The 13,586-nt window shown below is 65.3% G+C and carries 10 protein-coding genes; all 10 read right to left on the bottom strand.

Annotated features, from left to right (window positions below):
• Positions 1 to 22 precede the first annotated feature (22 nt).
• The 10 genes from ACZO3G_RS06875 to ACZO3G_RS06830 all read right to left on the bottom strand — a co-directional run bounded on the left by ACZO3G_RS06875 (position 23) and on the right by ACZO3G_RS06830 (position 13,557).
• Positions 23 to 538, bottom strand: a complete 516-nt coding sequence (locus ACZO3G_RS06875) for a GNAT family N-acetyltransferase (protein WP_276872301.1) — start codon at positions 536 to 538, stop codon at positions 23 to 25.
• 14 nt (positions 539 to 552) lie between these two features.
• Positions 553 to 2,748, bottom strand: a complete 2,196-nt coding sequence (ppk1, locus tag ACZO3G_RS06870) for a polyphosphate kinase 1 (RefSeq protein WP_276872302.1) — start codon at positions 2,746 to 2,748, stop codon at positions 553 to 555.
• 84 nt (positions 2,749 to 2,832) lie between these two features.
• Positions 2,833 to 3,939, bottom strand: a complete 1,107-nt coding sequence (ftsZ, locus tag ACZO3G_RS06865; protein ID WP_418664311.1) for a cell division protein FtsZ — start codon at positions 3,937 to 3,939, stop codon at positions 2,833 to 2,835.
• 155 nt (positions 3,940 to 4,094) lie between these two features.
• Entirely contained in the window at positions 4,095 to 5,252 is a 1,158-nt protein-coding gene (locus ACZO3G_RS06860) for a cell division protein FtsQ/DivIB (RefSeq protein ID WP_276872303.1), read from the bottom strand.
• Between the two features lie 306 nt (positions 5,253 to 5,558).
• Positions 5,559 to 6,812 carry a UDP-N-acetylglucosamine 1-carboxyvinyltransferase gene (gene murA, locus ACZO3G_RS06855; protein ID WP_256152396.1) on the bottom strand — a complete coding sequence of 418 codons (1,254 nt, stop codon included), beginning with the start codon at positions 6,810 to 6,812 and terminating at the stop codon, positions 5,559 to 5,561.
• A gap of 129 nt (positions 6,813 to 6,941) precedes the next feature.
• Positions 6,942 to 8,060 carry a UDP-N-acetylglucosamine--N-acetylmuramyl-(pentapeptide) pyrophosphoryl-undecaprenol N-acetylglucosamine transferase gene (locus ACZO3G_RS06850; protein ID WP_276872306.1) on the bottom strand — a complete coding sequence of 373 codons (1,119 nt, stop codon included), beginning with the start codon at positions 8,058 to 8,060 and terminating at the stop codon, positions 6,942 to 6,944.
• Positions 8,061 to 8,533: 473 nt separating this feature from the next.
• Positions 8,534 to 9,685 carry a putative lipid II flippase FtsW gene (ftsW, locus tag ACZO3G_RS06845; protein WP_101549395.1) on the bottom strand — a complete coding sequence of 384 codons (1,152 nt, stop codon included), beginning with the start codon at positions 9,683 to 9,685 and terminating at the stop codon, positions 8,534 to 8,536.
• A 48-nt stretch (positions 9,686 to 9,733) separates the two neighbouring features.
• Entirely contained in the window at positions 9,734 to 10,750 is a 1,017-nt protein-coding gene (gene mraY, locus ACZO3G_RS06840) for a phospho-N-acetylmuramoyl-pentapeptide-transferase (protein ID WP_276872308.1), read from the bottom strand.
• Entirely contained in the window at positions 10,743 to 12,110 is a 1,368-nt protein-coding gene (locus ACZO3G_RS06835) for a UDP-N-acetylmuramoyl-tripeptide--D-alanyl-D-alanine ligase (RefSeq protein WP_276872309.1), read from the bottom strand. Before ACZO3G_RS06835 ends, mraY begins: the two co-directional genes overlap by 8 nt.
• 4 nt (positions 12,111 to 12,114) lie before the next feature.
• On the bottom strand, positions 12,115 to 13,557 hold the full coding sequence (locus ACZO3G_RS06830) for a UDP-N-acetylmuramoyl-L-alanyl-D-glutamate--2,6-diaminopimelate ligase (RefSeq protein WP_121587261.1): 1,443 nt from the start codon (positions 13,555 to 13,557) through the stop codon (positions 12,115 to 12,117).
• Between the last annotated feature and the right edge of the window lie 29 nt (positions 13,558 to 13,586).

Below are 13,586 nucleotides of genomic sequence, written 5' to 3'. Positions count from 1 at the left end.
TACCCGTTTTTGCCGCGTTTTGTCAAGCGCGCGGCGGGCGCAGGCGCGCCATGTAGTATTCGTCGGCGTACTCCCCGTTCCGGATCGCCCCCATCCGCTTGGTGCCCTCGATCTCGAAGCCGAGCGACTTGTAGAGCCCGATGGCGCGGACGTTGTCGGTGAACACGGTGAGCTCGACGCGCGTGAGCATGAGCCAGTTGTCCGCCACGTCGAGCGCCGCCTCCATCAGCGCGCGCCCGACGCCCCTGCCCTGCCAGTCGCGGTGGACCATGATGCCGAACCCCGCCGAATGGCGCATCCGGCCGGGATAGACCTGAAGGCCGGCGGTGCCGACGATCTTCTCCCCGCCCCCCGGCAGCGGCACGGCCGCCGCGAACTGGTGGTCGTCGGGGCCGAGGCCGTTTAAGTATGCCTCGCAGAACCCGAGCCGCTCGGAGGGAAGGGCGAGGATGTTTTCGCGCACGCCCTCCATGACGCGCAGCGCGTGGATGCCCTCCGCGTCGGACGGCCTGCAGGGGCGTATGATAAATTCGGACATGGCGTTTCCTCCCGTCATTTGTGGAACAGGGCGCGGATCCTATCCCACAGCCCGCGCCTGGGGGCCGCCGGGGCCACGGGCGCCGCCTGCGGCTGCGCCGGGCGCATCACCGGCTGTACCGGGCGGGAGGCGCGCACCCGCGCCGACTCCTCCGCGCGCATGTAGGCGAGCTTGAAGAGGTCGATCTGGCTGTCGATCGGGGGCTTGTCGTTCTTGACCGGCTCGTATTCCCCGTCGGAGAGCAGCCGCTTGGCCTTGACGTTGTCGGAGAACTCGAGGTCGAGCAGGTTCATGATCCGCGCCTTGAGCTTCTCGTCCCGGATGGGGGCCGCGACCTCCACCCGGCGCTCCATGTTGCGCGTCATGAAATCGGCGGAGGAGATGTACATCCGGCTGCGCTCGGGCGTGCCGAACACGTAGATGCGCGAATGCTCGAGGAACCGCCCGACGATGCTGACGACCTCGATGTTGTCGGTATGGCCCGGCACCCCCACCCGCAGGCAACAGATGCCGCGGATGATCATGCGGATTTTGACCCCCGCCATCGACGCCTCGATCAGCTTGTCGATCACGTCCTTGTCGGTGAGGGAGTTGATCTTGACGGTGATCGCGGCCGGGCGGCCCTCCCGCGCGGCGATGATCTCCTGCTCGATGAACCGCAGCACCATCGGCTTCATCGAGACGGGCGCGGCCACGAGGTATTTGGTGTCCCCCACCGGGTTGCCGGTCAGGATGCCGTTGAAGATGCGGGTGCCGTCCTCGCCGAACTCACGGTCGGCGGTCATCAGGCAGAGGTCGGTATAGAGCCGCGCGGTGCTCTCGTTGTAGTTGCCGGTGCCGATCTGGGTGATGAAGCAGATCTTTTCCTCCACCCGGCGGGTGATGACCAGCAGCTTGGAGTGGACCTTGTATTCGCCCAGCCCGTAGACGACGTTGACCCCCGCCTCCTCGAGCCGCTTGGACCAGATGATGTTGTTCTCCTCGTCGAACCGCGCGCGCAGCTCGACGACGACGTGGACCTCCTTGCCGTTCTCCGCCGCCTTGATGAGCGCCGAGACGATCTGGCTCTCCCGCGCGACCCGGTAGAGGGTCATCTTGATCGACAGCACGGTCGGGTCGTCCGCCGCCTCGAGCAGCAGGGAGATGAACGGCTTCATGCTCTCGAACGGATAGGAGAGCAGGATGTCGTGGTCCTCGATCTGGGGGATCATCGGCCTGCCGGGCGTGACCAGGGAGGAATCCTGCGGCGTGAGCGGCGGGTAGAAGAGCCCCGGAAGCCCGCGGCGCTCCATCTTGGAGCAGAGGGTGAAGCCGAAGCCCATGTCGAGCGGAGAGAGGTTGAAGAAGACGCGGTCGCGGGTCAGCTCGAGCTTTTTGCAGAGCTGGTCGATGATCGCCTCGCTCGCCTCCCCCTGGAACTCGACGCGCACCGGCATCAGCTTGCGGCGGTTCTTGACCATCTCCTCCATGACGCTGCGGTAGTCCATGTCGTGGTCGTACATCGCCTCGTCGACGTTGATGTCGGCGTTGCGGGTGACGCGGAAGATCGTCTTGGCCACGACGACATAGCCCTGGAAGATGTGCTCGCAGTAGCGCAGCACGAGCTCCTCGAGCAGCACGAACTTGTTCTTGTCGAACGGCAGGTAGACGATCCGGTCGAACCCGGTGGACACGGGGATGATCGCCAGCTTGACGAACTCCCCCTTGGTTTTGAGCTGGGTGCAGATGTAGGTCTCCTTGTTGCGCAGGAAGGGGAAGGGATGGTGCTTGTCAATGATCTGCGGGGAGAGCATCGGCAGGATCTCGCCGCGGAAGTAGTTCTCCAGAAAGACGGTCTGCTCCTCGGTGAGCATCGAGAGATCGAGATGCTCGATCCCCTCCCCCGCCATATCCGCCGAGAGGCGTTTGTAGGCGGCGTCCTTCTTTTCGATCAGCGCGCGGGTGTCCGCGAAGATCGCCTCGAGTTGTTCGGCGGGGCTCATGAGGGACTTGTTGTCGATCGCGTCCGGATCGAGCAGCGACGCGTCGGTCAGAGTGCCCACCCGGATCATGAAGAACTCGTCGAGGTTGCTGCCGAAGATCGAGAGGAACTTCAGCCGCTCGAGCAGCGGGATCGACCCGTCGCACGCCTGTTCGAGCACGCGCAGGTTGAACTTCAGCCAGCTAAGTTCGCGGTTCTGGTAGAGAATCGGGTTCGTGTTGTCGTTCATATTGCGTCCCCCCGTGACATTTTACAGGTTCTTTGCAGAGAAAAAAGGGAGTATTGCCAATCCGGCAATACTCCCTGTTACAGATCAGTTCTTCTTGTTATTGAATATTGACAGAATGTCGAAGAAATTATCGTCGTCGTCCCCGCCGGCCTCGGTCGCGGGAGCGCCGGGCTCCGCCTTGCCGTCGGGCTTTTTGCTGAAGCTGTAGTTGGGGAGGGTGAAGTTGCGGTCGCTGTCGAAGCCGGTGGCGATCACCGTGACCTTCATCTCATCCTGCAGCGAATCGTCGAACGTCGCGCCCCAGATGAGGTTGACGTCGGGATGCGCGGCCTCGTGGATCATCGAGGAGGCGACGTCGATGTCGTCCAGGTCGATGTCGGGGGAGGCGGTGATGTTGACGATCACGCCCTTCGCGCCGTTGATCGAGGTTTCAAGGAGCGGGGAGGAGATCGCCGCTTCGGCGGCCGCGCGGGCCTTGTCCTTGCCCGAGGCGCTGCCCACGCCCATGTGGGCGTAGCCCGCGTCCTTCATAATCGCGGTCACGTCGGCGAAGTCGAGGTTGACCACGCCGGGGATGTTCACAAGGTCGGAGATCGACTGGACGCCCTGCTTGAGCACGTCGTCCGCCGCGGAGAAGGCGTTCTGGAGGGTGATCTTCTCCTCCGAGATCAGCTTGAGGCGCTCGTTGGGGATGACCAGCAGCGCGTCCACATGCTCGCGCAGCGCGGTGACGCCCATCTCCGCCTGCTCCATGCGGTGCTTTCCCTCAAAGTTGAAGGGCTTGGTGACGATGCCCACGGTGAGGATTCCCATCTCGTGGGCGACCTCCGCCACGACGGGCGCGCCGCCCGTCCCGGTGCCGCCGCCCATGCCTGCGGTGATGAAGACCATATCGGTGCCCTTGAGCGCCGAGGCGATCTCGTCGCGGCTCTCCTCGGCGGCCCGCTGGCCCTTTTCGGGGTTGCCGCCCGCGCCCTTGCCGCGGGTGAGCTTGTCCCCGATGTGCAGCTTGTATGTAGCATGCGAGCGCAGAAGCGCCTGGTTATCGGTATTGATCGAGATGAATTCCACACTCTTCATCCCCGACTGCACCATGCGGTTGATGGCGTTTCCGCCGCCGCCGCCGACCCCGACCACCTTGATCGAGACAACGTTCTCACTGTCACTGGCCATGTCGAAGTTCATTAACATCGCGGTTCCCCCTGTGCAATTCTATAAAATGGAATCCTGCAAGTCCCTTATCATCCAAACGCGCAATTCGATATACTATTAAATATTATCTTATCAGATTCAGCCTGATAAATCAATAGCAAACGCGCCCGGCAAGGCAAAATGTAATATTTCCCTCACGCCGCCGGAGAGGCCGGCGGGGAGCTTTCCGGAGCGGCTTCCGACGGCGCCGCGGAGGACTCCTCCGGCGCGGACGAGGGGGCCGTGCCCGGGATCGTCGCAAAGAGGTCGTCCTGCGGCGAGGCCGAGGACGCCGCCTCCTCCGAGGAGGAGCCCGCCGCCTCCGCGCCGCTCGAGGGCGCGGTGCCCGGGATGACCGCGAGGTCGGGGTTGTCCGAATGGACGGTGGGCTTTTTGTCCCCCTCCCCGGCCTGCGCGGCGGCGGTGAGCCGCCGTTTTTCCAGCTCCTGCCGGATGTCCCCCGGCCAGGAGTAGATCTCGTTCGTGGTGGGCGCGAGCGACACGTCCAGCCTGCCCTCGAAGGTGTCGGACAGCTCGTCCTCGATCACCTTCTTCGCGAAGCGCAGCTTGTAGGGCAGCTCGGTGCCGCCGCCCAGGTCGATCAGCAGGCGGTTGTCGTAGACGAGCATCATGTCGAGCTGGTTGGAGAAGTCCACGAGGGAGACCTTGCCGAAATCGGTCTCCTCGACCGCGTCCATCAGCCGGGAGAGCAGCAGGAAGCCGTACGCCTCCTTATCCGCCTCGTCCGTCTCCTCCTTGGTGTAGCCCTCGCCCAGCTTTTGGCCCACCTTGGGGTCGTAGAGGTACATGCCCGTGACCGTCATCACGTCCTGCGGCACCGACGCCGCGCCGATCTCCAGCACACGGCCCGTCTTGCCGATGACCACGTAGCCCGCCGCCGTGGATACCGCGCCGAGCGGCTTTGCCTGCGCGATCTCAAGGGTGAGGGTCGCGGGCAGCGTCCGCCTGAGGGCCACCCCCTCGACATAGGGGAACTGCTGGGTGAGCTTCTTTTCCACCCTGCGCGCGTTCACCCGGAAGAGGTTGTCCCCCACCTTGACGCCGCTGGCCTCGATGATCTCCTCCGCGGCGTACTTGGTGACGCCGGCGACCTCGAGCTTTTCGATCCGGAAGAAGACGGTCAGCGACAGTACGGCCACGACCGCCGCCGCGACAAGCAGGATCAGCAGATAGTAGAGCGTCTGGCGGCCGGTGCGCTTCCTGCGCCGGCGCGCGCCCGCGGCTGCCGCCGCCTGCGCCCGGTCGGGCGCGCGGGGCGTTCTGCCGCCGAATGAAAGGAGCTTCTGCTTCATGACGTCCTCCGTGTATCATAGTCCCCGGCAGGCCGGATACCAGTATACCGCGTATCCGCCGCGGATGCCTGCAAATCCTGTCGAACCGCCGCGCGGGACCTGATTTTCACTTCCCGCGGCCGCCCCAAAAGGGGCCGGCCGTCGGATTTGGCCGCGCGGCCGCCGCACGGCCGGGATGCGGCCGCGGCAGGGAAAGCCGCGTGCCCGCCCCTGCGGGCGCGGGCGGCGGTGCCTGGAAACGTGCTTATTATACCACGCGGGAGGCGTTTCGCGCAATCGCGGCGGCGGGGCAAATTTTCCCACCCGTCAGGGGACCCTGCGGATCGCCGCGCCGATCCCGCGCAGGTTCTCCTCGAAGTTCTCATATCCGCGGTCGATGTGGCCGATGTCCAACAGCTCCGTCTCCCCCGCGGCCGCCAGCGCCGCCACCGCGATGGCCGCGCCGCCCCGCAGGTCGGTGCAGTGCACCGTCGCGCTGTGCAGCTCCTTCACCCCGTGGACGAGCGCCACGCGCCCCTCCACCTTGATGTCCGCGCCCATGCGGATGAGCTCGGGCACATGCTTGTAGCGGCTCTCGAAGATGTTCTCCACAAAGATGCTGCTCCCCTGCGCCACGCACGCCGCCGCCATCAGCGGGGACTGCGCGTCGGTCGGGAAGCCCGGATAGGGCATCGTGCGCACCATGCTCATCGCGCGCAGCGGGCGCGCGGCGGTCAGGCGGATCTCCTCCGGCGCGGTTTTCAGCCGGCAGCCCATCTCCTCGAAATAGGGCAGCACCGCCGCCAGGTGTTCGGTGCAAACGCCGTCAAGCGTCACGTCTCCCCCCGTGACGGCCGCCGCGGACAGGTAGGTCGCCGCCGCGATCCGGTCGGGGATGACGCTGTGCTCGGCGGGGTGCAGGGACTTGACGCCGGTGATGTGCAGGTCGCCGTCCGGCGTGGTGCGCACCCTGGCGCCGCAGGCGTTGAGGAAGGCCGCCAAATCGGAGATCTCCGGCTCGCGCGCCGCGTTTTTGATGACCGTCTCCCCCTCGGCGAGGGAGGCCGCGATCATGATGTTTTCGGTCGCGCCCACGCTGGGGAAGGGCAGCGGAATGCTCGCGCCCCGCAGGCGGTCCTTCACCGTGCAGTTGAGGTAGCCGTGGTCCTCCTCGATCGTGACGCCGAGCTTTTCGAGCGCGGCCAGATGCAGATCGATGGGGCGGGGCCCGAGCTCGCACCCGCCGGGAAGCGAAATGCGCGCGTGGCCGCATTTGGCCACGATCGCTCCGAGAAAGACGATCGACGAGCGCATCCGGCGCATCAGCTCGTCTGGGATGCAGCAGCAACAGGAATCGGCGGCCCCGACGAGGATGCTGTCCCCTTCGCGCCGCGTTTCGGAACCAAGATGCTGGAGGATGTTGCAGGCGGCGTCGACATCCGTCAGGCGGGGGCAGTTATGTATCACACAGTCTCCCGACAGCAATGTCGCCGCCAAAATCGGCAACACGGAATTTTTCGCCCCGTGGACCCGCAACCGACCCTCCAGCCTTTTTTCACCTTCAATTAGCAGTTTCGGCATCTTCACGCACCCTTTCGCTTTTCGCAAGGGTACGGGAAGCCCTTGCAAAACCATACTATGCCGCATGGTCCCGCCGGGTGAAAGGGCAAATACGTGTAAAAGGGGACGCTTTCGCGTCCCCGGCGAAAATTACGCCTTGTAAAGCGCCATGATTTCCGAATAGATGCGTTCGTTCGCGTCGATGATCGCCATCGCCTGGGCGTTGCGGCCCAGCCGCCGCAGGGTCTGCGGGTCCCGGCAGAGCTCCTCCACCCGGCCGCTCAACCGCTCGGGGGTCAGGTCCTTTTCCTCGATGACCACCGCCGCGTCGTGCTCCGCCAGCACCATCGCGTTGTGGTACTGGTGGTTCTCCGCGACGTTCGGCGAGGGAATGAGCACCGACGCGGTGCCGCTCGCCTCCAATTCGGAGAGGGTCATCGCGCCCGAACGGGAGATGACGAGGTCCGCCGCCGCGAGGCAGTCGGGCATGTCGTCGATATAGGTGCGGATGTCGAGGCCGGGGGCGCGGGGGTCCACCCCGGCGGCGGCCAGCATCTGCGGGAAGCGGTCCTTTTCGATCGAGCCGGTCGCGTGAATGTGGAAGACGCCGCCGCGCCTCTGCTCCCACGCCATCAGCCCCGCGACCGCCTCGTTCAACCGGCGGGCGCCGAGGCTTCCGCCGAAGGAGACGATGCACACCCGGTCCCCCACGCCGAACTTTTTGCGCGCCTTCTCCCGGTCGGCAAAGAGAATCTCCTCCCGCACCGGGTTGCCGGTCACGATGTATTCCCTGCCCCGCGGCAGGTATCGTTTGGCCTCCTCGACCGAAATCAGCACCTTATCCGCCGTGCGCGCGAGCACCTTGGTCGTCACGCCGGGAAAGGCGTTCGACTCGTGGGTGACCGTCTTCACCCCCAGCTTGGCCCCTTCCCGCAGGATCGGCCCGCTCACATAGCCGCCCGTGCCGACGATCATGTCGGGGACAAAATCGCGGATGAGCTTTTTCGCGCGGCCCCACGAGAGCATGAGGCAGCCCACCGAGCGGAAGTTGTACCTGACGTTGAACCAGGTGAGCTTCCTCTGGAAGCCCATGATCTCGATCGGCGCGAAGGCGAAGCCCGCCTTCGGGACGAGGCGCGCCTCCATCCCCTTGGGGTTGCCCGCAAAGAGGATCTCCGCCTCGGGATGGCGGGCCTTGATGAAGTTGGCCACGGCGATCGCGGGGTTGATGTGACCCGCCGTCCCGCCGCATGCAAACAGAATTCTCATGTTGTCAGAGCCCTCCCAATCATCCCATATCCCGTCCCTTTGAACGGCTCGCAGGCCGCCATGACTCCTCCGCCGAAGGCTCCTCTTAAGGATCCGGCCCGCTAGGCCGGGTCGCAAGGCGACACCCCGCGGGGGATCCAAAGGGGTCGCGAAGCGACAGCCCGAATGGGGACGCCATTTGTCCCGAAGGGACAAGTGGCGCGTGCCGCCCCCTTTGACTGCGGCCCGCAGGCCGCGTTTCGGAGGCCAACCGCCGCAGGCGGCTTTTGGGCCGGAGATCGGCCGTCGGCGAAGCCGCTCCGGCCAAAGGCCGGGCAGGCCGCCATGATTCCTCCGCCGAAGGCTCCTCTTAAGGTTCCGGCCCGCAGGGCCGGGTCGCAAGGCGACACCTCGCGGGGGATCCAAAGGGGGCGGGGCCCCCTTTGAGCGGTCGTCGGCGAAGCCGCTCCGGCCAAAGGCCGGGCAGGCCGCCGCTACTCCTTCTCGAGGTTGGTCTGCCGGGAGACGGACAGGATGACCCCCATCTCCGCCAGGAGCATGACGAGCGCCGTACCTCCCGATGAGAAGAAGGGCAGGCTGATGCCCGTGTTGGGGATCGTGTTGCTGACGACGGCGATGTTTAAAATCGTCTGCACGCCCACCTGCGTCGTGAGGCCGATGGCGAGCATCGAGCCGAACCGGTCGCGGCAGCGCATCGCGATGACATAGCCGCGCCAGATGAGCAGCACGAAGACGAGGATGATGAGCGTCGCGCCGATGAAGCCGAGCTCCTCGCACACGACCGAGAAGATGAAGTCGTTCTGCGGCTCGGGCAGATAGAGGTGCTTCTGGCGGGAGTTGCCGATCCCGACGCCCATGAGCCCGCCCGAGCCGATCGCGTAGAGCGACTGGATCGTCTGGAAGCCCTTGCCCTGCGGGTCGATCCACGGGTCGCGCCAGTGCTGGATGCGGCTCATCGCGTAGGGGATGACGCCCGGTATCAGGACGATGACGACGACCGCCGCCGCCAGCAGCAGGCCGCCGATCATGAACCATTTCAGGTCGGTGCCGCCCACGAACATCATGATGATGCCGATCGACAGGATGAGGATGGTGCCGGACAGGTGCGGTTCGAGCAGCATGAGCAGGACCACGATGCCCATCAGCGCCAAAAACGGCCAGACGCCGTATTTGGGGTCCTTCATCCTGTCGTAGTTGGTGGAGATGAGGTGCGCGAAGATCAGCACGACGGCGAACTTCGCGAGCTCGGACGGCTGGAAGGTCGTAAACCCGAGCGGGATCCACCGGCGCGCGTCCTCGCGGGTATGGACAAAGAGCACGAGGATGAGCAGGAAGACGGTGCCGATGTAGATGAGGAAGGCAAACCGGTGCAGGATGTGGTAGTCGATGTTGGCGACGACGAACATCCCGATGATGCCGACGATCGCGAAGAGCAGCTGGCGGGAAATGTAATAGAAACTGTTGCCCGTCTCGTAGTAGGCGGACGCGTAGCTCGCCGAAAAGAGCATGATCAGCCCGATCGCAAGCAGAATCAGCACAAGGAACATGAAGGTCAGGTCGATGCCGCCCTTCTCTGCCCGGATGCGTTTTTTACGGGTTTTCCCCGCAGGCCGTGCCGCTTCCATCGGCAAGCACCTCTTTTCCGTTGGATTGATTTCGGCCGGGGCCCCGCGTCACAGCAGGAGCACCGACCAGACGGCCAGCGCGCCGCCGAGGAGTCCCACGAGGGCGAAGACCGAGACGATCTTCACCTCGCTCCATCCGCACATCTCGAAGTGGTGGTGGATGGGGCTCATCTTGAAGAGCCGTTTGCCGTGGGTGGCTTTAAAGTAGCAGACCTGGATGATGACCGAAAAGGCCTCGCACCAGAAGACGACCCCCGCGAAGACGAGCAGCAGCGGCATCCCCACCTGGAAGGCGAGCGCCACCACCAGGCCGCCCAAAAAGAGGGAACCGGTGTCCCCCATGAAGACCTTGGCGGGATAGAAGTTCCAGACGAGGAAGCCGAGCGTGCCGCCCGCGAGAGCGGCGGCGATCACGCTCGCCTGGCCGAACTGGAGAATCCCCGCGATGACGAGGAAGACCACCGCATAGACGAAGGTGACCGACGAGGAAAGCCCGTCGAGGCCGTCGGTGAGGTTGACGGCGTTGACGAAGCCGGTGATGATGATCATCGCCAGCAGGTAGTAGAAGGGCCCGAGCTCCAGCGTGCCCAAAAAGGGCACCGCGACCGCCGTCGAGCGGTCCCCCGCGATGTAGAGCATCACGAGGTAGAAGACCCCGATGACCAGCTGCATCAGGTATTTCTGGCGCGCCGTCAGCCCGAGGTTGCGGTGCTTGACCACCTTGATGTAGTCGTCCAGAAAACCCACCGCGCCGAACGCGAGCGCCATCGCGACCCCCGCAAACAGCTTTATATTACCCCGCGGGTCGCCAAGATATCCCTGCGCCGCGGGCGAAAGCCAGAGGGTCGAGACCCCGATCACGACCGCCGCCGTGATGCCGATGATGAACATGACGCCGCCCATGGTGGGGGTGCCCTGCTTCTTCTTGTGCCAGGCGGGGCCGATGTCGAGGATCGTCTGGCCGAACTTGAGCTTGTGCAGGAAGGGGATCATCACGAACCCCAGCAGGGCCGTGACGGCAAACGCGACCAGCGTGATCAGGATGAGGATCATGCCGCTATTCATTCACAACTTCTCCCTTATACAGTCCTTCGAGGATCTCCTCCATGCGCATGCCGCGGCTTCCCTTGACCCATACGGCGTCGCCCGGGCGGATCTCCTCCCGCAGGCGCGCGAGCAGCTCCTCCTTATCGTCGAAGAGCTCGGCGGGGATGCCCCCCTCCGACGCGCCCTGTCGATAATAGCACGCATCGCCGCCGTATGCAAGCAGCAGGTCGATCCCCTTTTCTGCGGCGAACGCCCCGATTTCCCGGTGCGCCCGCTCCGAGATCGCGCCCAGCTCGAGCATCCCGCCGAGCACCGCGATCCGCCTGCCCGTGCAGGGATGGCCCGCCAGCGTCTCGAGCGCGGCCCGCATCGAGTCGGGGGAGGCGTTGTAGCAGTCCTCCACCACCGTAATCCCCCGCCAGTGCACCACCTTCTGGCGCATGCCGGAGGGCATGTATTCGCGCAGCGCCGCCGCGCATTTTTCGGGCGGGATATCCAGCGCCAGCCCGGCGGAAAAGGCCGCGAGTGCGTTCAGGACGTTGTGCCGCCCCGCGCAGGGGATCGTCACCGGCAGCTCGCCGAATTCGCCGCAGAGGAGGAAGGAGGTCTCCCCCTCCCCCTCGCGGAGGTCCTTCGCCCGCAGGCCGCAGGCGGGGTTTTCAATGCCGTAGAAGCGCACGTCGAGGCGGGGGATCCGCACCCGCGATAGCAGGTCGTTGTCCCCGCAGAGGAGGAGCGGCGCGCCGTCGGGCAGCGCGTCGGCCAGCTCCAGCTTGGCTTTCAGGATGTTTTCGCGGGAGCCGAGCCGCTCCAGATGGCTCACGCCGATATTCGTGATGACGCCGACGTCCGGCCTTGCCACGCCGGCCAGCGCCGCGATCTCCCCGAGCCCCTGCATCCCCATCTCGACGACGGCCGCCTCGGTCGTGCGGTCGAGGCGGAAGAGGGTCTTGGGGAGCCCGATCTCGTTATTGAGGTTGCCCTCCGTCTTGAGGGTCCGGTAGGCGCAGGAGAGCACGTCGGCGATCATCTCCTTGGTGGTCGTCTTGCCGACGCTTCCGGTGACCCCCACGCAGCGGATGGGGAATTTGGCGCGGTAGGCCTTCGCGATCTCCATCAGCGCGCGCTGGGTGTTCTTCACGTAGAGCACGGTGCCGGGGCCGTAGTCGCGCCGCTCGTGCGCGACTGCCGCCGCGGCGCCCGAACGCAGGGCGGCGGGGATGAAGTCGTGCCCGTCGAACCGCTCCCCCTCGAGCGCCACGAAGAGGCAGCCCTCCGGCAGGCTCCGGGAGTCGGTCGAGATCACGTCGACCGCGCCGGGATAGCTCCCGGGACAGCCGACCGCCCGCGCGATCTCATCGATCGTCATGCGTTCCATTGCGTCACCCCTTTCGTCTTGCCAGCAGATCCAGCACAATCTGTTTTTCGTCGAAGCAGATCGTCTCCCCCTTCAGCACCTGGTAGTCCTCGTGGCCCTTGCCCGCCAAGATCAGCACGTCGTCCGGCTGTGCGTGGTCGAGCGCCCACTCGATCGCCGCGTAGCGGTCGGGGATGATTTCATACGGGGTGTCTGGGTGCTCGAGCAGGCCGGGCTTCGCGTCCTCGATGATCTGCAGTTCGTCCTCGTCGCGCGGGTTATCCGACGTGAGGATGACAAAGTCGGAGAGGCGCGCCACGATCTCCGCCATCTTTTTGCGCTTGGTCCGGTCGCGGTTGCCCGCGCAGCCGAAGAGGGTCACGACCCGCCCCACGGCGAACTTCTGCATCGTCGTGATGATCTTTTCGAGCCCGTCGGGGCTGTGGGCATAGTCGCGGATGACGGTGTAGGGGGTGCCGGTCGGGAGCACCTCGATGCGCCCGACCACGCCCTTGCAGCTGCACAGCCCCGCGGCCGCCTCCTCCACCGTGAGCCCGGCCGCGATGCAGCTGCACGCGGCGGTCATCGCGTTGGCGACCGAGAAATCCCCCGGGATTGGCAGGCGCACCCGCGCGATCTGCCCCTTCCCCACCAGCATGAATCGGCTGGAATCGGGCGCGGGGCGGATGTCCTTGGCGGTGTAGTCCGCCTCGTCCGACTGGGTGGAGAAGGTGATCTTCGGACAGGTAATCTCCTCCGCGAGCCGCTGGCCGTAGGCGTCGTCGACGTTGACGACGGCGGTGCCGCACATCGAAAAGAGCTTCTTTTTGGCGTGGTAGTAGTTTTCCATGTCGTGGTGGTAGTCGAGGTGGTCCTGCGTCAGGTTGGTGAAGGCCGCCGCCTCGAAGCGGAGCCCCGCCAGCCGCTGCTGGTCGAGCGCGTGGGAGGAGCACTCCATCACGACGTACCGGCACCCCGCGTCCGCCATGCGCGAAAGCATCCCGTGCAGCGCGAGCGCGTCGGGGGTGGTGTGCTTGGCGGGCAGGACGATGTCGTCGATCTCGTTGTGGATGGTGCCGATGAGCCCCACGCGGGCGCCCGTGGTTTCCAGAATGTGCTTGACCATGCAGGTGACCGTCGTCTTGCCGTTGGTGCCCGTCACGCCGATGAGGCGCAGCCGCCGCGCGGGGTTGCCGTACCAGTTGCCGCAGAGCAGGCCGTAGGCGAGATGGGTGTCCGCGCAGAGGATCTGGTTTTGAAGCCCCAGGTCCCGCTCGCACACGACCGCCGCCGCGCCCGCCTCGACCGCGCCCTTCGCGTAGCCGTGCCCGTCGGCGCGGGTCCCGCGGATGCACACGAAGAGCATCCCCGGCTCCACCTGACGCGAATCGGAGGTGACGCCCTTTATTTCACAGTCCTTGACGGAGCCCTCGTATTCGACTCCCTCGAGCAGCTTGGAAAGCAGCATGTTGTGGACCCCTTTCAGGAAAAGATGCC

The sequence above is a fragment of the Anaerotruncus sp. genome, assembly GCF_057433415.1.
This window is presented reverse-complemented; position numbering and strand designations above follow the sequence as displayed.

Excerpts from the sequence above, each read along its gene's own strand:
- ACZO3G_RS06875 (WP_276872301.1), bottom strand. The coding sequence starts at position 538 with ATGTCCGAATTTATCATACGCCCCTGCAGGCCGTCCGACGCGGAGGGC.
- ppk1 (WP_276872302.1), bottom strand. The coding sequence starts at position 2,748 with ATGAACGACAACACGAACCCGATTCTCTACCAGAACCGCGAACTTAGC.
- ftsZ (WP_418664311.1), bottom strand. The coding sequence starts at position 3,939 with ATGTTAATGAACTTCGACATGGCCAGTGACAGTGAGAACGTTGTCTCG.
- ACZO3G_RS06860 (WP_276872303.1), bottom strand. The coding sequence starts at position 5,252 with ATGAAGCAGAAGCTCCTTTCATTCGGCGGCAGAACGCCCCGCGCGCCC.
- murA (WP_256152396.1), bottom strand. The coding sequence starts at position 6,812 with ATGCCGAAACTGCTAATTGAAGGTGAAAAAAGGCTGGAGGGTCGGTTG.
- ACZO3G_RS06850 (WP_276872306.1), bottom strand. The coding sequence starts at position 8,060 with ATGAGAATTCTGTTTGCATGCGGCGGGACGGCGGGTCACATCAACCCC.
- ftsW (WP_101549395.1), bottom strand. The coding sequence starts at position 9,685 with ATGGAAGCGGCACGGCCTGCGGGGAAAACCCGTAAAAAACGCATCCGG.
- mraY (WP_276872308.1), bottom strand. The coding sequence starts at position 10,750 with ATGAATAGCGGCATGATCCTCATCCTGATCACGCTGGTCGCGTTTGCC.
- ACZO3G_RS06835 (WP_276872309.1), bottom strand. The coding sequence starts at position 12,110 with ATGGAACGCATGACGATCGATGAGATCGCGCGGGCGGTCGGCTGTCCC.
- ACZO3G_RS06830 (WP_121587261.1), bottom strand. The coding sequence starts at position 13,557 with ATGCTGCTTTCCAAGCTGCTCGAGGGAGTCGAATACGAGGGCTCCGTC.